Raw genomic sequence first — 20,251 nt, 5'->3', positions numbered from 1 at the left:
GTACGGGGAGCTTTGTACGATGGATGAAGTTCGTCTCTTACCTCTTAGGCAATGAGAACTCACGTCCATAGATGGTTAGGCAGATGAACCCTTGGATTCATAGATTAGGATATACGAAGTATTTTCTATTATTTTCAATCTCTTTTCTATAAACCTGTTCCAGATACTCTATTTCTGGAGAAAAGTTGAATCTTACCGTTCCAGGAATTCCAAAGAACATGAGTTTTTTAAGATCTTGATATGCTCTGCATGCTACTGGTTCCACGATTGTCTCAGTACGAAGGGAACTGACAAACTTGTCATAGAATTCTTCCGCACTTTCATCCGTCCAGCACAATCGAAACCAACGGTTGAATTGTGGTTTCTTACCGTTTCTCTCCACCATCTGCAACAGAAGAAGCAAACACTTTTGAAAATGATGGATGGCGACTTGAAGATCCAACCCAAATTCCCTCTGGTAACGTTCAAAAGCAATGAGTTGTCTCCCATACAAACCACACGCGATGGGAAGTTCATCCGATCGCATATAATACTCTTCATTCAGCCAAGTTTTCAACAAGAGCCATCGAGAAGAGTGCTTGGTAATCCTCTTTCCTTGACTTCGTTTTTTCTTTTGCTTTGGCTTGATGAAGTAAAGGAATCCCAAGGAAGTCATCAGCAGAGGGACAATCGCGAGCCACATACGGTCAGCTCCCAGCAGTCCCCACATCAGACCCGCATACACGGGACCAATGACGCCGCCGAGCTGCCTCATTGTCGTATGAGTAGCGTTTGCTGTTCCCAGCCGTTGTGCTGTTTGGTTGACCTTCTCCAAGATGGCAAGTCCTGTACCAGACATGGACATTCCGATGAGCATCCCAATCAACAGAAGAAGCCAAAAAGGATCATGCTTGTGGATCAAGGTAAAACTCAGGATCAGGAACAGGATCCCGCTTGTGATTACGATCTTATTCCAGCGGACTACCAGTTTGGGCATAATTGTAATCGACAAGGCACCATTTACCACCTCTGAAACGAAGAAAACCATTCCAGAACGATCGCCGACATAGGGGGTAAAGTAGGCGAGAAAAGCCCAGTACGCTGAACTGATCCCCACATCGGGAAGGGCAGCAATCAAAGCCTTCTTATTAAAGGTTTTCTGTGGCCAGCGAATCAGCGTTAGTACGGACTTCTTGAGCTTCCTCCGCCAATATCTTTTTTCTCGACGGACATTTCGATGGCCATAGCGATCCGCTAGGATTACCCAAGAGACAACCAAGGTAGCCAGTCCACCGAAACACACCGCCAGAAGCCAGAGCAGATGGACGTGATGAACGAGCTTCAATCCATAGACCGTGGCCACTCCTGCACCTAGATAGTTCAGCCCACTGATCAGCCCATGAATCTTTGCTCGAAAACCTTCACTAGCGGACAAGACCCTCATACGGACATAAACCAAAATGGCATTCAATACTTGGGAAAACAGAACACCATTCAGTACTCTAATTGCCACATATGCCTGAAGACTATGGGCAAAGGGATACAATCCATATACTCCAGCCAAGCAAGGCAAGAAGAGGAGCAACAGTCGTTGAGGGCCATACCGTTCTGTCATGTTTCCGACGAACAAGGTACACAGCAGGGTTGTCATAGTATACGAGGTGACGATCATACCTGTCGGCAGTCCCTGTTCATACACAACCAAATGCAGGGGTTGCGTGATGAACGATGGAATCGCAGCAACAACAAGAATCTGGGATAGCATCACCCCAGCCAGTTGGAGATATTCCAGCTTAAGTGTACGCCATTTGGCGATCCCTCTCACCATAACTCCTTTGCGTAAAGAGCTTACCTTTCCCTTAATCTTACTTAATTTTCTGGATGATAACAAGTTAACCTTCATTCTCTAAAATGCGCACTCCCCGTACCAACCGAAGTCAATACGGGGAGCTTTGTACGATGGATGGAGTTCGTTTTTTACCTCATTGGCAATGAGAACTCACATCCATAGATGTTTAGTCGGATGAATCCGAACTTATATCGTAAAGGTTCTCCCAGGGGAATCGCTCTTTACTTTCCTCCGGCCAAAATTCTTTTCTTCCTTTATCTTGTTCATAGCCATTAGGAGGACCAGGTTCGAGCTCTTCTGCATAAACCTTTTCTAGGTACGCAATTTCTGGAGAAAAGTCGAACTCCTTCAGAATTTTAAGAACTCGATACGCTTTGCATGCTGTTGTTTCTGAACGCCACGGGAACCTTGACCGATCTTCATCTTCACGAATGCGACTGACAAGCTTTTCACAGTACTCTTCCGCACTTTCATTTGACCATCGTGGTACAAGCCGCTCATTGCAAAAGGTGAATTGTGATTGCTTACCGTTTCTTTCCACCATCTTCAAGAGAAGAAGCATACACTTTTGAAAATGATGGATGGCGGCGTGAAGATCCAACCCAAGTTCTTTCTGGTACTCCTCAAAGGAAACGAATTCTCTCCCATATACTGCATACGGGATGTGAAGTTTCTTTCCATGCATGTAATACTCTTCATCCAGCCATATTTTCAACAAGAGCCATCGAGAAGAGAACTTGGTAATCCTCGTCCCTCGACTTCGTTTTTGTTTTGGCTTAGGCTTGACGAAGTAAAGGAATAGCAGGGAAGACATCAGCAGAGGGACGATGGCGAGCCACATAATGTCAGCTCCCAACTGTCCCCACATGAGACCCGCATACACGGGACCAATGACGCTGCCGAGCTGCTTCAAGGTAGTAGCAGTAGCGTTAGCTGTTCCCAGTCGTTTTGCTGTCTGGTTGACCTTCTCCAAGACGGCAAGTCCTGTACCGGACATGGACATTCCGATGAGCATCCCAATCAACAGAAGAAGCCAAAAAGGATCATGCTTGTGGATCAAGGTAAAGCTCAGGATCAAGAACAGGATCCCACTTGTGATTACGATTTTATTCCAGCGGACTACCAGTTTGGGCATAATCGTAATCGACAAGGCACCATTTACTACCTCTGAAACGAAGAAAACCATGCCAGAACGATCGCCGACATAGGGGGTAAAGTAGCTGAGAAAAGCCCAGTACGCCGAACTGATTCCCACATCGGGAAGGGCTGCAATCAAAGCCTCTTTGTTAAAAGCTTTCTGTGGCCAGCGAATCAGTGTGAGTACGGACTTCTTGAGCTTCCACCGCCAATATCTTTTTTCTCGACGGTTGACTCGACGGCTATAGCGATCAGCTAGGATTACCCAAGAGACGACCACGGCAGCCAGTCCGCCGAAACACACTGCGAGCAGCCAGAGCAGATGGACGTGATGAACGAGCTTCAATCCATAGGCAGTGGCAACTCCTGCACCTAGAAAGTTCAGCCCATTGATCAGACCATGAATCTTTGCTCGAAAACTTTCACTAGTGGACAAGACCCTCATACGGACAAATACCAAAATGGCATTCAATACTTGGGCAAACAGCACACCATTTAGTACCCGGATTGCCACATATGCCTTCAGACTATGAGCGAAGGGATACAATCCATATACCCCAGCCAAGCAAGGCAAGAAGAGGAGCAATAGTCGCTGAGGGCCGTATCGCTCTGTGATGTTCCCGACAAACAAGTTAAACAGAAGGGCTGTCATGGTATACGAGATGACAATCATACCTGTTGGCAATCCCTGTTCATACACAACCAAGTGCAGGGGTTGAGTGATGAACGATGGAATCGCAGCAACCACAAGAATCTGGGACAGGATCACCCCAGCTAGTTGGAGATATTCCAGCTGAAGTGTGCGCCACTTGGCGATCCTTCTCACGATAACTCCTTTGCGTGAAGAGCTTACCTTTCCCTTAATTTTACTTAATTTTCTGGATGATAACAAGTTCACCATCTTTCTCTAAAATGCGTACTCCCCGCACCGACCGAAGTCAGTACGGGGAGCTTTGCACGATAGATGGAGTTCGATTATTACCTTAGGCAATGAGAACTCACGTCCAGAGATGGTTAGATGACGATGCAGTAGTACTGTTGGAACATGTTCTGATAGATAACCAGCCACCGGTTGTCTTGGAGGCGGATTGCATCCCCCCTTCCAAACCCGAGGCCACTAATGTCATGTACGCTGTGCTTCTCTTGTACTCGACGGGGTTGATCCCAAATGAGCTGGGTTAGCTGGTTTGGGACGGTGATGACCGACTCGGATAGATTGGTTTCGAGAAGGGTGTTGATGAACCTCGCCGTTTCAATTTCTGTCCTCCAATTCCCTCCTGGGAACTCAGTGGGGATGTGGAGTCGAAGCCGCCTCTCCATCTCGTCGGGGCTGATGACGTGTTTGGGCTCGTTTTCGGTTTTTTGGGAGCTGGGAGTGGTTGCACCACTCATCTTCGTTTCTCTTTTCTGGACGTCATAGACATCCAACTCGCGTGATTGTTGATCTTGCTAGTAATATTATTTATTGCACGGTAACAGACATTCAAGATGATTAGTGTTAAGAAATCGTTAATCAATCGTAAATAGATAAATGTTGTTTCTCAAGTTAGGAGGTGTTAGCAAGAGTTCATGGAATGCTGATTGATATCGTTGATGGTCTTGTTCCTGTTTCCTAGGGGAAAAATAAATTTCAATAAGCTAAGGGAAGAGTGGAGAAAACATGAGGTTTCTTATACTTGGGGCAAGTAAGGGTTTAGGTGATGCTTTTGTAAAAGGTGATCGTGTTTGGATTGTTTCTTATAATAATCTAGATAATGTAATAAATACGAAAAAATGTGTGGTCTGACTTTTTTTAACGTCTCATGTGTAAAAGAAATTCATCAAAATACTGATTCATAATCAAACTAGATATTATTTTAAGAATATTCAAAAGACCGTGGCAACTCCTGCACCTAGAAAGTTCAGCCCATTGATCAGACCATGAATCCTTGCTCGAAAACCTTCACTAGCGGATAAGACCTTCATACGGACAAGAACCAAAATGGCATTCAATACTTGGGAAAACAGAACACCATTTAGTACCCGGATGGCCACGTATGCCTGAAGACTATGAGCAAAAAGATACAATCCATATACCCCAGCCAAGCAAGGCAAGAAGAGGAGCAACAGTCGCTGAGGGCCGTATCGCTCTGTCATGTTTCCGACGAACAAGGTACACAGCAGGGTTGTCATGGTATACGAGATGACGATCATACCTGTCGGCAATCCCTGTTCATACACAACCAAATGCAGAGGTTGAGTGATGAACGATGGAATCGCAGCAACAACAAGAATCTGGGACAGCATCACCCCAGCTAGTTGGAGATATTCCAGCTGAAGTGTGCGCCATTTGGCGATCCTTTTCACCAAAACTCCTTTGTGTGAAGAGCTTACCTTTCGCTTTATTTTACTTAATATTCTGGATGATAACAAGTTAACCTTCATTCCCTAAAATGTGCACTCCCCGTACCGACCGAAGTCAGTACGGGGAGCTTTGTACGATGGATGGAGTTCGTTTCTTACCTCAGTGGCAATGAGAACTCACATCCGGAAATGTCTTATATCGGGAAGTGTGAAGGAGAATCCCTCTTTACTTCCCTCCGGCCAAAGTTCTTTTCTTCTTCTATCTTGTTCATGGCCATCAGGAAGACCAGGTTTGATTTCTTTTGTATAAACCTTTTCTAGGTATGCAATTTCTGGAGAAAAGTCGAACCCCTTCAGTAGTTTAAGATCATGATACGCATAGTATGCTGTTTCTGAACGCCACGTGAATCTTGACTGCTCAGCACGAAGGAGCTTGTCACAGTACTCTTCCGCACTTTCATCCAACCATCGCGGCGCATACAGCTCATTACAAAAGTTGAATTGTGATTGCTTACCGTTTCTTTCCACCATCTTCAAGAGAAGAAGCAAACACTTTTGAAAATGATGGATGGTGACGTGGAAATCCAACCCGAGTTCCTTCTGGTACTGCTCAAAGGCAACGAGTTGTCTCCCATATACGTAATGCGGGGTGTGAAGTTTATTTCTTTGCATGTAATACTCTTCATCCAGCCACATTTTCAACAAGAGCCATCGAGAAGAGTACTTGGTAATCCTCGTCCCTCGACTTCGTTTTTGCTGAGGCTTAGGCTTGACGAAGTAAAGGAATCCCAAGGAAGCCATCAGCAGAGGGACAATGGCGAGCCACATACGGTCCGCTCCCAGCAGTCCCCACATCAGACCCGCATACGCGGGACCAATAACGCTGCCAAGCTGCTTCATGGTAGTAGCAGCTGCGTTTGCTGTTCCCAGTCGTTTTGCTGTCTGATTGACCTTCTCCAAGATAGCAAGTCCTGTACCGGACATGGACAGTCCGATGAGCATCCCAATCAACAGAAGAAGCCAAAAAGGATCATGCTTGTGGATCAAGGTAAAACTCAGGATCAAGAACGTGATCCCACTGGTGATTACGACCTTATTCCAGCGGACTACCAGTTTGGGCATAATCGTAATCGACAAGGCACCATTTACCACCTCGGAGACGAAGAAAACCATGCCAGAACGATCGCCGACATAGGGGGTAAAGTAGCTGAGAAAAGCCCAGTACGCTGAACTGATCCCTACATCGGGAAGGGCAGCAATCAAAGCCTCTTTGTTAAAGGTTTTCTGTGGCCAGTGAATCAGCGTGAGTACGGATTTCTTGAGCTTCCACCGCCAATATCTTTTTTCTCGACGGTTCTTACGATCAGCTAGGATTACCCAAGAGACGACCACGGTAGCCAGTCCGCCGAAACACACCGCGAGCAGCCAGAGTAGATGGACGTGATGAACGAGCTTCAGTCCATAGACCGTGGCAACTCCTGCACCTAGAAAGTTCAGCCCATTGATCAGACCATGAATCCTTGCTCGAAAGCCTTCACTAGCGGACAAGACCCTCATACGGACAAGAACCAAAATGGCATTCAATACTTGGGAAAACAGAACGCCATTTAGTACCCTAATTGCCACATAAGCTTTCAGACTATGAGCAAAGGGATACAATCCATACACTCCAGCCAAGCAAGGCAAGAAGAGGAGCAATAGTCGCTGAGGGCCGTATCGCTCTGTGATGTTTCCGACAAACAAGTTAAACAGAAGGGCTGTCATGGTATACGAGATGACAATCATACCTGTCGGCAATCCCTGTTCATACACAATCAAATGCAGGGGTTGAGTGATGAACGATGGAATCGCAGCCACTACAAGAATCTGGGACAGCATCACCCCGGCTAGTTGGAGATATGACAGCTTAAGTGTGTGCCATTTGGCAATCCTTTTCACCAAAACTCCTTTGAGTGAAGAGAGAACCTTTCCCTTAATTTTACTTAATTTTCTGGATGATAACAAGTTTGTTCTATTTAAGGTCCTGTACCTGTTTAGTATTACATGTGTTCTGGTGAGACGGAACGTGGATTTTTATGATTTGGATTGTCTGGCAGATGCACAATCTGTTAGTATCACAGGTTAATGGATAGAAAAAAGCCTTTGGGTTATTCAAAGGCTTTGCATTATTTGAGTCGAGCTCATCCATTCGTTTCAGATTCCGATACGCATGGTATGCTGTTTTTGAACACATCGTGATCCTTGACTGCTCAGCGTGAAAGTACAAAACTATCTACAAATTATTCTCTATCTGCTTGAGGTTCATTTGTCATTTTTCACATTTACTACAAATGGTTGCAGGTCTATATCCGTGTTATAACTAAACCCTTCCATGTAAATCGTGAATGGCTGGTTAAAATGGATAGCAGGAAATGTGACCACACCATCAGAAACGGTACCAGGGAGAATTTGAGTTGGTACTTCTTTATAAGTTCCTGAGTAGGAACTGTCCAATTCATATTGCTTCCCATTTTGAATCAAGTGCATTTGAGCGATATAGAAATTGAATTTGTACTTGGAATCATTGGTGATTTTTAGATAGACTCGTGTTTGTTTCTCTGCTAACTCTACTCTTTCTATTTTGATCTTGTTTCCAAACTGATTTTTCTCCTGATTCACTGAGATTACATGAGTAGCAGGATAATAAGATGTTACATAATCAGATTTTTCTATTTTTGTAGCAATAATCATGGGAGAATGGCGAGTTTGGTTTAACGTATTTGTGTACTCGTAGTCTCCTGCAACGACACCACTTACTTTTACAAAATCATTTCCTTTCCATTGATCCGTTTTTCCTTTGATGAAAACGTCGTTGTTTAAATCCGGGTCAGTGTAGATCTGAAGTTTTCCATCCGAGATATTGGAGATTTGTCCATAGATCACGATCGAACGATCCTTCAACTTATCAGTATCGGTGTAAAAAGTAGACATCTCTGTTTTTTTTACCAGATTTTTGTTTGAAAAAGTGGCCGTGCTGTCTGGGTCATCTGAAAATATAGAAATAATAATAAAGTAAAGGATTAAAAAAATGCAAATTGAACCTAATATCTTTCTCATAGAATTCTCCTTCGAACGCGATTATATATCCGAATAATAGCATAAAATTATTTATATATAGCATTTAACGAAAGTTAATTTTTTAGCTTTATTTATTAGAAAAAATGAAGGATAGCACCAATATTTTAAGAAAAAATAGATTTATATGATAATATATAGGGGATAAATGTAAAGTTTGAAAGGGAGTGTGAAATGAACCTATTGCAAAACGCAGACAGTAGATGTGCTTATGGGAAGAGTTTGTTTATTCAGTAGGAGCAAAAAAGATAAAAGTAGTTGATCCAATTTTGATACAGTAGCTCCTTGGGGTGGGGTAAAATTATCTGGGGGCAGGGTGAGAACTGGGGATTGCTGGTGCTATTCGGATAATGATTTGCTTTATAAAAATGATGCGGCGGCTGACTACGCTCCATGACTGATGTCAGGAAAGTAGCCAACCGCCGAGACAGAGATCAGCCCCGCTGGGAGATGACCTCCTCGACCACTCCACTTGGGAAGACGACGAACCCGGTACGGCTGACGAACTGGGTACGGATGACCAACCTGGTTCGGCTGACGAACACGGTACGGATGACCATCCCGGTACGGATGACCAACACGGTACGGATGGCCAAGGTCGGTGCCATGGTTCCCTCGTTGCACGGGAATGGCTCCATCCTCTCGGTGGCAGCTCCATCACGGTCGACGACGAACCCGGAATCGATCATATCGATGATCTTCACGTCACGACTCCCTTAAAGGATTGGTGTTCACACTAAGTCCACTTATTTCGATCTTATAGCAATCTATTTGAGCTGTCAAACGCAGTAATCACTTATCTTTGCGCTATTTTTCAATTGAATGGTATCACCTTTTTTGAACGGAGCTTTGGAAACTTCTTTACGTTAAATCAAAAAAGCCATCGATTCGATGACTATTTTTTGACCTTGGCTTTGGGATGTTCCCCTAAAAGTATAGAAAGGCTTCATTTATCGTGAAGTAATAAAATGAAAATAGGTAAAATTATGAAATTAAAGAAAAATGCAACATGAAAATAGAGGTGAATGAATGAATCAGGTAATTATTCAATCAGATAAATTGATATTTAGAAAAACAAACAGTAGTGATTTAGAGTTTGTTCTTCGAGTAGAAAAAGAAAATACCCCTTTTATTGATTGTTGGGTAATCGATCAACACACTCAAGCTATGGAGAGTCCAGAGATGGAACACATGATCATACAGAGTGTTTCAACGGGGAATAAGGTTGGATATATTATCATGAACGATCTTCATAATATTCATGGATCATTCTATTTAAAACGTATCGTGATCAATGAAAAGAGGCAAGGTTTCGGAAGAGAGGCACTAAGACTATTAAAGAGCTGGTGCTTTAACCAATTACAGGCTCATCGGCTATACTTGGATGTAAAGGATTTTAACGAGCGAGCTCAGCAACTTTATGAAAGGGAAGGTTTTGCTGTAGAAGGTATCGCGAGGGAATGCCGCAAAGAGGGAGATAGTTATATTTCTCTTGTTTCGATGTCGATCCTCAAGCATGAATACCAGAATTCATAATGCTAATTAAAAATGATTTTATGAGTAATAAGTATTTGGGCATGAGTAAAGAATTTATTATTTATTTGTAGCAATACGACAAAAGAACCGTCCCTTGTAGCATATGAGATAAAATGAAGTGGCTAGACAACATGTTACTGTCTAGCCAGATGAACCCTCGGGTTCAAATTAGAGGAGGTTCTGTCAAAATTCTGCGCTGGGAGGGTCCCAATCTACGCGGACTCCATTTTTATGTCCCTCCAGCCAAGTTTGGTATCTGCTTTCACTGTATTCATCGTGAACAGGATCAGGTTCAATCTCTTTTTTATAAACCTGTTCCAGATGCTCTATTTCTGGAGAAAAGTCGAACTCCTTCAGTAGTTTAAGATCATGATACGCATGGTATGCTGTTTCTGAACTCATGATCCTCGATTGGTTAGCACGAAAGTGACGGATAAGCTTTTCACAGTACTCTTCCGCACTTTCATTCAACCATTCATGCGATGTATACAACATACGATTGCAATCGTTGAATCGTGAATGCTTACCGTTTCTTTCCAACATCTTCAAGAGAAGAAGCATATACTTTTGAAAATGATGGATGGCGACGTGAAGATCCAACCCGAGTTCTCTCTGGTACTTCTCAAAGGCAACGAGCTTTACCCCATAAACTACATGTGCCATGTGTTTTTGCGATCGCATGTAATACTCTTCATCGAGCCACATTTTCAACAAGAGCCATCGAGAAGAGAACTTGGTAATCCTTGTCCCTCGACTTCGTTTTTGTTTTGGCTTAGGCTTGACGAAGTAAAGGAATCCCAAGGAAGCCATTAGCAGAGGGACAATGGCGAGCCACATACGGTCAGCTCCCAATAGTCCCCACATCAGACCTGCATACACGGGACCAATGACACTGCCCAGCTGCTTCAAGGTAGTAGCAGTAGCGTTAGCTGTTCCCAGTCGTTTTGCTGTCTGGTTGACCTTCTCCAAGATGGCGAGCCCAGTACCGGACATGGACATTCCAATGAGCATCCCAATCAACAGAAGAAGCCAGAAAGGATCATCCTTGTGGATCAAGGTAAAGCTCAGGATCAAGAATGTGATCCCACTTGTGATCACGACCTTATTCCAGCGGACTACCAGTTTGTGCATAATCGTAATCGACAAGGCACCATTTACTACCTCGGAAACGAAGAAAACCATTCCAGATCGATCGCCGACATAGGGGGTAAAGTAGCTGAGAAAAGCCCAGTACGCTGAACTGATTCCCACATCGGGAAGGGCTGCAATCAAAGCCTCCTTGTTAAAGGCTTTCTGTGGCCAGCGAATCAGTGTGAGTACGGACTTCTTGAGCTTCCACCGCCAATATCTTTTTTCTCGACGGTTATAGCGATCAGCTAGGATTACCCAAGAGACGACCACGGCAGCCAGTCCGCCGAAACACACTGCGAGAAGCCAGAGCAGATGGACGTGATGAACGAGCTTCAATCCATAGGCAGTGGCAACTCCTGCACCTAGAAAGTTCAGCCCATTGATCAGACCATGAATCTGTGCTCGAAAACTTTCACTAGCGGACAAGACTCTCATACGAACAAATACCAAAATGGCATTCAATACTTGGGCAAACAGCACACCATTTAGTACCCGGATGGCTACGTATGCCTGAAGACTATGAGCAAAGGGATACAATCCATATACTCCAGCCAAGCAGGGCAAGAAGAGGAGCAATAGTCGCTGAGGGCCATATCGCTCTGTGATGTTTCCAACAAACAAGTTAAACAGAAGGGCTGTCATGGTATACGAGATGACAATCATACCTGTCGGCAATCCCTGTTCATACACAATCAAATGCAGGGGTTGAGTGATGAACGTTGGAATCGCAGCAACCACAAGAATCTGGGACAGCATCACCCCAGCTAGTTGGAGATATTCCAGCTGAAGTGTGCGCCACTTGGCGATCCTTCTCACGATAACTCCTTTGCGTGAAGAGCGAACCTTTCCCTTAATTTTACTTAATTTTCTGGATGATAACAAGTTAACCTTCTATTTAAGATCCCCGTAATGAGATCCATATATTTCTCTTGTTTCGATGTCGATCCTAAAGTATGAATACCAGAATTCATAAAGCTAAATATAAATGATTTCACCCCTCCATCGTAAATTATTGGACTGATCGTTCCTTAAAATGTATACTAGTTAGTATGAAAAGGGGGCGATGATGATCGGACGTATAAAAGAGTTTGACAAAGAGTACGTGCTTCATCAGGCAATGTTAGTTTTTTGGAAAAAAGGTTATGAAGCGACAAGTATACCAGATTTGTTGGAATCAATGAACATAAGCAGATCGAGTTTGTACGAAACTTTTGTTGATAAACAAACACTTTATATGGATGCACTTAACCACTATAAAAAAATCGGACAGAAAAAAAGAAGCCTGTTGGCTGGTAACTCAACTGTGAAAATGAGCATCAAACAGTATTTTGACCAGCATATTACAGATGCCTTTAATGGATTCTTACCAAGAGGGTGCATGATTACAAATGCCATTATTTCTTTAGATTCACCGGATGATCAATTTCGTAAATTAATAAAGACAAGTCTCGAGGATTTGGAACAGTCTTTTTATGAACTGTTAAGGAAAGGACAGCAAACTGGAGAAATTGACCCCGAAAAAGATATAAAAGTTCTTGCACACTTATTGCTTAATCTTAATCATAGTATAAATGTAATGTCCAAAATAAAGAGTGATAAGAAAGTGGTCTATGAAATGATGGAATCCGTGATCAAGATGCTATGAACAATTTTTTTTATTGTTTTCGGAACGATTAGTCCGATAAAAAAGTGATTTATTTGCAGGTAATAAACACATAAGGAGAGGAAAACATGAGTCAGACACAAATAGATTCGACTATCGATTTGCCAGAAGAAAAACCGTTGTTTCCTGGACTTATCTTGTTGATGTCGGTAGCTTGTGGACTGGCGGTCGCAAACTTGTATTATAATCAACCGTTGTTAGGCGAAATTGGCAGATCCATTCATGTTTCTGCCGACAAAATAGGTTTTATTCCCATGCTTACACAAATAGGTTATGCATTTGGTATGTTTCTTTTTATTCCTCTTGGTGACATGAAGGAAAAACGTAATCTTATCGTAGTTTTGTCACTGGCGGTTGGGATATCCTTGATTGGCGTAGCATCGGCGCAAAACTTAAGTTGGATGTATGCAGCTTGTTTGGCAGTTGGTTTCACGACTGTGGTACCACAGATCATTATTCCGTTGGCAGCACAACTGGCACCGTCAAAAGAACGAGGGAAAGTGATTGGTACTGTAATGAGCGGTCTTCTTATCGGTATTTTGCTTGCCCGGACGATATCTGGTATTATCGGCGAAATACTGGGTTGGAGAGTTATGTATCTTATTGCAGCAGCAATCATGTTCTTACTTGCTTGTATGTTGTGGTGGCGGCTGCCAAAGACCAATACGAGCAATAACATGACCTATGGTCAAGTGCTCCGGTCCCTCGTGGAATTGATTGTGCAGCAGAGAACACTAAGAGAGGCAGCACTGATCGGAGCGCTCATATTTGGCAGCTTTAGTGTCTTCTGGACATCACTTGCATTCTTATTAGAAGGGCCAGATTATGGTTATGGCAGCAGTGTCGTTGGGTTGTTCGGATTAGTAGGAGTAGTGGGGGCAACAGCTGCTTCTGTAATTGGCCGTCTGGTCGATCGAGTGAAACCTTATTTCTTGGTTAGCATGATGATTGTTGCAGTATTATTAGCGTTTGGTTCATTTTGGTTAACAGGTAAAATGATTGTAGGGCTAATTATTGGAGTTATTTTGCTCGATTTGGGTGTGCAGGGAACTCAGGTAGCCAATCAAGCTCGGATTTTTAGGCTGCTGCCAGAGGCGCGCAGCCGCTTAAATACCGTGTATATGGTTAGTTGTTTTATTGGCGGATCATTTGGATCTGCCCTTAGCAGCTATGCGTGGAGTCTTTGGGGGTGGAATGGTGTTTGTGCAGTTGGAGGAAGTATGGGATTAGCGGCATTGCTTTGCTGGCTTGTTCATCGAATCCCTAAAAACAAAGACTGACTTTTCTATAAAGCTGTAAGGGGAGATGAACCAAACAATCGAGGGTTGTTTGCAATCAATGGGGTTTGTCGATAAATAGTATGTAATAGGCTGGAAGAACAAAATCCAACCAGCCTATGTATTTGGTAAATCAGATTTCATCATTGCTTTTAAATCTCTGTCGGGGAGATTGAGTCGGAGTTCCATCAGTATTTGAGCATCTACTTGCTCATTAATGGTTAAGAAACGATTGTGAAATTGGTCATTAATCGGATCTTCCTCTTGAAGTTGACAGAGACTCATCATTTGCTGGAGTAGAGTCAAAAGGTCAGTTTGAATTTTGTGAAAAAATCTAGCATTTATTCGCTCAGCTCTCCCTTTAGGGGTTTTTCTTTTTTGTCAATTACAATTTTAACTAAATTTTATGATCTGAACAAGGTGAGATTCCTGTAACAAAGGCAATCATAGCAGAATAGGAGTGATGAGGTTGGAAGGATGCTTCCCTTAAGTTTGAGTGGTAAAGTTAGGCCGAGAGTATCAGCCTTCACCGAGGGATAATCGGACGGTGTCCTACAAGTTGGTATTCGCCAAGGCTTGGAATCTCCTTCCGGGTGCCTTGAACTGTGTTGGTAACAATACAGATTAAACGTGGACAGTTATGCAGTAGACCTGAAAGTGATAGAGCTTCGAAGAGGAAAGCCTTGGGAAGAATCTCAAAGGTTTTTTGATGGAAAAGAACAACTCATTATTATACTAAATGATTTGACTATGCTTTAAATCTGGACAAAATATTTTCAATTGCTGGTTTTGTTTTTTTAAAGTCTTTAGAAACAATTTCCCAAATAATCTGTTCATCAGTTTCAAAGAAAATATTTCTTAGTTCGATCATGCTTTTCCACGGAATTTCAGGGTATTTTAAACGTATCTCTTCTGGAACATATTTTGATGCTTCTCCGATTAATTCTAGATTACGAACAACGGCTTCTATAATTAATTGGTTTTCGTCAAATTGTTCAAAATTTAATCCGTATATATATTTTTCTATCTTATTCATGCATTCTAATATATCTTCTAAATAAAATAATGTTTTTTTCATTGATAAATAACCTCATTAAGGATCGTTTCCTTCAACTGTGGCTTTAAAGCATTCATTGTAACTAAATCCACATTTATACCTATTACTTCTTCTAAGTATTGCTTAAGCTCTACAAATGCCAGAACGATTGGGGCAGAAAACTCGACAAGTATATCAATATCACTTTCTGTTGTTTGTTCGCCCCTAGCATAAGAGCCGAAATAACCTAACTTTTTGACCTTATATTTTTCTTGTAACACAGGTTTAATCATCTGGAGTCGCTGATCTATGTTAGGTAGTACCATAGTACTTTCACAACCTTCCCATAGAGATTTGTAACAAACCCACTATTTCATATGAGTAATCGAATAACAATTACTTTTTATGCCATCTATGTAGTAATGAAACACCAGCCCGAGTGGACTGGTGTTCGATTAAATCATAATATTCGTTTATTTTTCTGTTTCACCGTCTCCGTACATATAGTTATTTGGAGATTCTACGATCGATCTTTTAAAATAAAACATAAGAACCCTCCTCCATTTTCCAACCGATCTTCCTCTGAAGTAGATAAAACTCCTCTGCCCACCGAGAAAATTCTTTTCTGTTGCCGATTTTATCATAACATGCAGCTAATTCATATACAGCGCTACATGTCCGTTTAGAATATTCATGTTTTTCACAAAGGCTAACTGCTTCTTTAAAGAATGGAATTGCTTTATCATATTGTTCCTGTTTTTTGTTGCAAATGCCGGCAATCATAAGAATTTTTGATAATCGGTAGTCATCATTAATTTCCCTTCCAATTCTAAGGGCTTTTTCCAAACATGTTTGGGCACTTTCCCAGTCATTTTTTGTTGTATATAAACTGGTTAAATAAGTGTAGGTATCTGCATGTCTTCGTGATGACTGTTTGTTCTGAGCTAAATCTAGAACAAGATAAAAATATTCCAACGCTTGCTCATATTTTTTTTGTTGAAGATAAATGCTTCCTAATATATTAACAAAATCAAGTAAATAGCTTTTTTGGGAAACGTTTCGATGTATAATTTCGATGCTTTCTCTGCAATAATTGAATGCTTCTTCTAGTTCATTATTCTCAATGTGCAAGATACAGTAAGACTTATAGAGCAATAACCTTACTCTTACACTTTTGATTTGATCGATTGAAGACCATATTTGTTTGACTAGTCTAACTGCTTCTTTTCTACGATCTGATTTTCGTAAGTATAAGATTTTATTACCAATTAACGCGTATTTTATTTCGGTTTGTTCCTCTTCCGAAAATTGTTTCAGCCCTTCATCTGCGTAATAAATTGCTTCTTGAAGGTTGTTTTGTTCGTAGGAACAAGTGCTCAATTCGTTATAGCACTTTGCCAATAAATTTGGTTTGGCAATCAAAGTTTGTTTTTTACAAAGAGGAAGTGTTTCTTTCCAGATTTTTTTTGCTTTTCCCCAATTCTGGAGGCCATAATAGTATAACCCTTGTAGATATTGTGAATAGGGAAACAAAGCATGGTATTCCGTTGGTTGATAACGGGTGAGCAGTTGTTGAGCTTGATCTAACTCTTCATCATCGATTAAATCCTCTACGCATTCTAGTTTACATCTTAATGTCTCTATTTCCTCTAACTCCTTTTGTTTTAGCTCCTCAAGTTCTTCCTCACTAATATTCAAATTTTGAAAAAGATGCAGCACTTTACTCTTAGAAGGGTTTCTTTCCAAATTTTCAATATGAGAAATCGTCCCAGTAGAAATATTTTTATCACTTAAATTTTCCAAAGAAAGTCCACGCTCCAAGCGAAATTTTCTAGCCATATATGCGAGCATGGGTAAATCTTTTGAAAAGTCCATGTGTTTCCCTCACTTTTTTTAATTATAGTTTGTATAAATATTATGGTTGAATGTTTTATATTTATCAAATATTGGTTTTTAAATTATCATTCAGAATTATATTGAAGCAAAGGTCGATTATCTAGCTTTTTAAAGAGAGAAGAGGATGGATTAGAGAGAACCTTCAATTAGCCGAGAAAAAAGCATTTAAAATTTGGTTATTGATGGGAAATTATATCTTTCGCTATAATTCGTGGTAAGAGAGAACGAACAGGAATCAGCCTAAATTTATAGTGGAGGTCTGGAATGGAAAAATCAAAAAACAAAAGTGTAAATACACAGCTGCCCTCATTGCTGGGTGGAAATATCATTCAAATCATGGTATCTGGAAAAACGGCTAAAGTGAAACGGTTTTGGGAGCTTATCGTGAATTCCACAGCATATCGATTGATGCCAAACGCAAGTAAGGGTTTTGATGTTTTGGATCATCAGCAAAATACACATGTCGTCATGCAGCTAGAAGAAAATTTGTCTCAGCAGAAGAAAGAATGTACGGTTCAAATCGAAACAGTAGATGGCAAGAAGCTTGAATTTGTCTTATTGGATGCCCAAATGATAGAAATGTCAGAGGGAATGACATATATTCATGGAAAATCCTATGACATCTTCGCTGATCCAATTCGAGAATAAGAGGGTGGGAACAATGGAGTTGAACGATGCATTGAAAATAGGCAAAAAATTAGCGGAATATTTTGTTTATTATTGCAGTGAGGCAGAACACTATGTTCCGCTCGTTGACCATCTGCGAGAAGCTAACACTCGTTCCGAAGTCGTGACATCGATCTGTATCCTTTTGCGATATGGAAGATTGCACTTAAAACAAGGACTAGAGGGGATAACGCAAAAGAAAATGGATGAGCTTTATCGGTTTATTCGCAATGGAAAAAAAGCAGAAGTCAGCCGATTTCATTCGTCTCTTATAACCTATATTTCTACCTTTGAGTTAGAGAATATGCGCCAGCAAGAACGTTATTTGCTGGAGTTGCTTACTTGAATGGTAGGAGGGATTCTACAAGATGATACTAGAATAAACAATAAAGATTCTTTTGGGAGATGTTATGATGAAGACTATTTTTCTAAGTTTTACTCCTGCTCCATTTTACGATCCGATAAAGGACGGGTTAAAGCGGTATGAGTATCGAAGTAGATTTCGTAATGAAGAGTGCTATGCGTATTTGTATGTTGTAGAACCGTGGGAAGTTTGTATTTATTAATGGAATATCGAAATGGATGTATAAAGAAAAAATACAAAATATTACCTAATCGAAAGCGGATCACCCTCTATTTACACGGTATTTTTGCTTATTGTATTATGAAGATAATAACAAATATTTCAGATATAAATATAATAACATTTTTCACCAAATTCGCTCGTTACGCGTGTCTTCTGCGTCGATTATAAAAGCCATAAAGGACGCTCCAGTCAAGCAAAGCGAGACTTGTGCCTTATATTAATTCGCTGGGATTATTTGTATCAATTTTTTCTTAAGTCGAGTCTATAATGGTGATTTCAAAAAATTTAAAGGGGGGATGTTAGCATGAAAATGCATTATACAGGCATTACGGTGATATTCATATTCGCTCTCGTCGTTTCTAGTTTTTTTGTCCCAATAAAAGCGGTTGATGCTTTGTCATATGACGGTACCAATCCATATACAACTGGTTGTGCTTCCAAAAGCTCTTTTGTATATCAAACCAAGTACATTAAGAATAGTAATGGGACGACGATTGGGTATGTACAATTATGGGGAAGTTCTTACTGTCATACTGCTTGGGCTAAAGTGTATTTATACAAAGCTGCTCCTTATAATGACTATGGCAATGCAAGGATCTATAGAAAAGATGGTAAATCATTAGGTTGTGATAACTCAGGTGGAAACGGAAATGTTGATTATGGGCAACATTCTTGCTTCACTGGACAATTATGGGATAAAGATCCGTATAAATCTTGGGCTTTTGGAGTCATAAATGGTAATCGTGCTAACACAGATAGGTTTTAATTTCGTTTCCTTTTGCAGAGGATATCTTGGGTGACCTTGGTGAAGAAACTTAACTAGTAAAAGGTAGAATAAAAGAATCCAATGGTGCGACTCCATTGGATTCTTTGGGTATGAGTGCAAATTCCTAATAAATAAATATGAGTGCGGTTTTCTACACAACGAACAATATCTCCATCGAACAACATCAATCTATGTTTTCTCCTTTTCCTCCTCTCTGGCTCTTCTTTATACTATGAAAGATAGAGAGTAGATGTGAGAGGCTATAGTCTATTTTTATATAAAATCTTTTTTGAATGAAAAAAAATAGAGATGAGGAAACACCAGCCTGAGTGGACTGGTGTTCGATAACAAATCATATTGTTTTATCCATTCCATATGTTTGAATGATTGTGGTGGGCTGTGTGCATAAAAATTTTCTCTTCTTCATTGGTTTGATCATATCCAGATACCAATTAGAAGTATAGCCTTTACTCTCTGCATATTTCTTGATCTGATAAGCAGCCGTATCTGTCATTCTCGCTTGGGCTGCAAATGGAATACTATGTTCCACTGGAACTGCATAGAGAGACTCTGTTTCAAATGCATAATCTTTTGCTTTTATCATCTCTGGATAGTGCTCTTCCCAAGTCTTTTCCAAATTCACATGGTAGAGGAAGATAGGCTGCATTTTTTGAGTTGGCACCACGATTCCGTCGAAATGAGCTCGATCTATTTTGAGATTACACTCTTCCTCTAGTTCTCTCATCACACAGGAGAAAAAGGGATCATCTTCCGTAAAATCAACTTCATTTACAGTTCCTGCACATGCCATTCCAAAACTGCCAGAAGAGATGGCTATGTTTTTTGTGCGTTTTACAATCCCAATTTTTCCTTCCTTATCCACAATCAACACACTTACGGCAACAATGTTAGCTAAGGATTTATTGAGTAAAACATCCTCTACTTTTCGTGGAGAATTGTACTTTTTTACTTCCCCAATTACTTGATCCATGACAGTAAATAGACGAAAAGAACGAATTACGGTAGCTATTTGGTTTCGAAAAGATCGAATAGGTGAATTTGCTGGGTAAACAGTTAAGTTGGTAGCGATAAAATCAAAAAAATCGACCAATGAAATTTGCATTTCTAATCCTGTATCTGTGTTTCCAATTCTATCTAAGCGAACACAAGCCCCATTATGTGGATTTGAGCCGTTTCTTTTTGCGTAAAACTCGACAAGATAATCCCGTTCCAGCTTTGTGATAGGGGAGTGGAAAGGGGACACTTTTGTTT

General features: G+C 41.1%; 20 protein-coding genes and 1 pseudogene. 8 read left to right on the top strand and 13 right to left on the bottom strand.

Annotated features, from left to right (window positions below; genetic code table 11):
* Window positions 1-97: 97 nt before the first annotated feature.
* The 3 genes from AC5WOE_RS00850 to AC5WOE_RS00840 all read right to left on the bottom strand — a co-directional run bounded on the left by AC5WOE_RS00850 (window position 98) and on the right by AC5WOE_RS00840 (window position 4,357).
* Window positions 98-1,804, bottom strand: a complete 1,707-nt coding sequence (locus tag AC5WOE_RS00850) for an MFS transporter (protein ID WP_496051666.1) — start codon at window positions 1,802-1,804, stop codon at window positions 98-100.
* A 190-nt stretch (window positions 1,805-1,994) separates the two neighbouring features.
* Window positions 1,995-3,791: an MFS transporter gene (locus tag AC5WOE_RS00845; protein WP_496051665.1), complete on the bottom strand. Its 1,797-nt coding sequence runs from the start codon at window positions 3,789-3,791 to the stop codon at window positions 1,995-1,997.
* Window positions 3,792-3,979: 188 nt separating this feature from the next.
* A complete protein-coding gene (locus tag AC5WOE_RS00840; protein ID WP_496051664.1) occupies window positions 3,980-4,357 on the bottom strand; it encodes a hypothetical protein in 378 nt (125 codons plus the stop codon).
* Window positions 4,358-4,625: 268 nt separating this feature from the next.
* On the opposite strand from AC5WOE_RS00840, the pseudogene AC5WOE_RS00835 reads away from it, so the two are divergent.
* Window positions 4,626-4,703 (top strand): annotated as a pseudogene (locus AC5WOE_RS00835) (short-chain dehydrogenase); the annotation flags it as partial.
* Between the two features lie 128 nt (window positions 4,704-4,831).
* On the opposite strand, the gene AC5WOE_RS00830 reads toward AC5WOE_RS00835, so the two are convergent.
* The 4 genes from AC5WOE_RS00830 to AC5WOE_RS00815 form a co-directional block, all read right to left on the bottom strand.
* A complete protein-coding gene (locus AC5WOE_RS00830; RefSeq protein WP_496051663.1) occupies window positions 4,832-5,311 on the bottom strand; it encodes a hypothetical protein in 480 nt (159 codons plus the stop codon).
* Window positions 5,312-5,485: 174 nt separating this feature from the next.
* On the bottom strand, window positions 5,486-7,246 hold the full coding sequence (locus AC5WOE_RS00825; protein WP_496051662.1) for an MFS transporter: 1,761 nt from the start codon (window positions 7,244-7,246) through the stop codon (window positions 5,486-5,488).
* A gap of 363 nt (window positions 7,247-7,609) precedes the next feature.
* The gene (locus tag AC5WOE_RS00820) at window positions 7,610-8,404 is read right to left on the bottom strand and encodes a hypothetical protein (protein ID WP_496051661.1); all 795 of its coding nucleotides are present in this window, start codon (window positions 8,402-8,404) and stop codon (window positions 7,610-7,612) included.
* Between the two features lie 452 nt (window positions 8,405-8,856).
* Window positions 8,857-9,126: a hypothetical protein gene (locus AC5WOE_RS00815; protein ID WP_496051660.1), complete on the bottom strand. Its 270-nt coding sequence runs from the start codon at window positions 9,124-9,126 to the stop codon at window positions 8,857-8,859.
* A 325-nt stretch (window positions 9,127-9,451) separates the two neighbouring features.
* Between AC5WOE_RS00815 and AC5WOE_RS00810 the strand changes: the two genes are divergently transcribed.
* Complete coding sequence (locus AC5WOE_RS00810; protein ID WP_496051659.1) at window positions 9,452-9,958, top strand: GNAT family N-acetyltransferase; 507 nt, start codon at window positions 9,452-9,454, stop codon at window positions 9,956-9,958.
* 183 nt (window positions 9,959-10,141) lie between these two features.
* Here the strand turns inward: AC5WOE_RS00810 and AC5WOE_RS00805 are convergent, their stop codons facing one another.
* Entirely contained in the window at window positions 10,142-11,905 is a 1,764-nt protein-coding gene (locus AC5WOE_RS00805; RefSeq protein ID WP_496051658.1) for an MFS transporter, read from the bottom strand.
* A gap of 250 nt (window positions 11,906-12,155) precedes the next feature.
* Here AC5WOE_RS00805 and AC5WOE_RS00800 point away from each other — a divergent pair, with 250 nt between their 5' ends.
* A complete protein-coding gene (locus AC5WOE_RS00800) occupies window positions 12,156-12,734 on the top strand; it encodes a TetR/AcrR family transcriptional regulator (RefSeq protein WP_496048107.1) in 579 nt (192 codons plus the stop codon).
* Window positions 12,735-12,820: 86 nt separating this feature from the next.
* Window positions 12,821-14,032, top strand: coding sequence for an MFS transporter (locus AC5WOE_RS00795; protein ID WP_496051657.1), 1,212 nt, complete (start codon window positions 12,821-12,823; stop codon window positions 14,030-14,032).
* 114 nt (window positions 14,033-14,146) lie between these two features.
* On the opposite strand, the gene AC5WOE_RS00790 is transcribed toward AC5WOE_RS00795, so the two are convergent.
* The 4 genes from AC5WOE_RS00790 to AC5WOE_RS00775 form a co-directional block, all read right to left on the bottom strand.
* Window positions 14,147-14,335 (bottom strand): hypothetical protein, encoded by a 189-nt coding sequence (locus AC5WOE_RS00790; protein ID WP_496048105.1) that lies wholly within the window; start codon window positions 14,333-14,335, stop codon window positions 14,147-14,149.
* A gap of 442 nt (window positions 14,336-14,777) precedes the next feature.
* A complete protein-coding gene (locus AC5WOE_RS00785) occupies window positions 14,778-15,107 on the bottom strand; it encodes a HepT-like ribonuclease domain-containing protein (RefSeq protein WP_496048104.1) in 330 nt (109 codons plus the stop codon).
* Window positions 15,104-15,391, bottom strand: a complete 288-nt coding sequence (locus tag AC5WOE_RS00780; protein ID WP_496048103.1) for a nucleotidyltransferase family protein — start codon at window positions 15,389-15,391, stop codon at window positions 15,104-15,106. Before AC5WOE_RS00780 ends, AC5WOE_RS00785 begins: the two co-directional genes overlap by 4 nt.
* A gap of 208 nt (window positions 15,392-15,599) precedes the next feature.
* Complete coding sequence (locus AC5WOE_RS00775; RefSeq protein ID WP_496051656.1) at window positions 15,600-16,940, bottom strand: tetratricopeptide repeat protein; 1,341 nt, start codon at window positions 16,938-16,940, stop codon at window positions 15,600-15,602.
* A 285-nt stretch (window positions 16,941-17,225) separates the two neighbouring features.
* On the opposite strand from AC5WOE_RS00775, the gene AC5WOE_RS00770 reads away from it, so the two are divergent.
* The 4 genes from AC5WOE_RS00770 to AC5WOE_RS00755 all read left to right on the top strand — a co-directional run bounded on the left by AC5WOE_RS00770 (window position 17,226) and on the right by AC5WOE_RS00755 (window position 18,979).
* A complete protein-coding gene (locus AC5WOE_RS00770) occupies window positions 17,226-17,609 on the top strand; it encodes a hypothetical protein (RefSeq protein WP_496051655.1) in 384 nt (127 codons plus the stop codon).
* Window positions 17,610-17,622: 13 nt separating this feature from the next.
* Window positions 17,623-17,973, top strand: coding sequence for a hypothetical protein (locus AC5WOE_RS00765; RefSeq protein ID WP_496051654.1), 351 nt, complete (start codon window positions 17,623-17,625; stop codon window positions 17,971-17,973).
* Window positions 17,974-18,040: 67 nt separating this feature from the next.
* A complete protein-coding gene (locus AC5WOE_RS00760; RefSeq protein WP_496048099.1) occupies window positions 18,041-18,193 on the top strand; it encodes a hypothetical protein in 153 nt (50 codons plus the stop codon).
* Window positions 18,194-18,517: 324 nt separating this feature from the next.
* Window positions 18,518-18,979 (top strand): DUF2690 domain-containing protein, encoded by a 462-nt coding sequence (locus AC5WOE_RS00755; protein ID WP_496048098.1) that lies wholly within the window; start codon window positions 18,518-18,520, stop codon window positions 18,977-18,979.
* Window positions 18,980-19,331: 352 nt separating this feature from the next.
* Here AC5WOE_RS00755 and AC5WOE_RS00750 read toward each other — a convergent pair whose 3' ends face one another.
* Complete coding sequence (locus AC5WOE_RS00750) at window positions 19,332-20,102, bottom strand: NUDIX hydrolase (RefSeq protein ID WP_496051653.1); 771 nt, start codon at window positions 20,100-20,102, stop codon at window positions 19,332-19,334.
* Between the last annotated feature and the right edge of the window lie 149 nt (window positions 20,103-20,251).

The sequence above is a fragment of the Shimazuella sp. NTD248 genome, assembly GCF_059510395.1.
The sequence above is the reverse complement of the archived record's forward strand: the minus strand, read 5'-3'. Positions and strand labels throughout refer to the sequence as shown.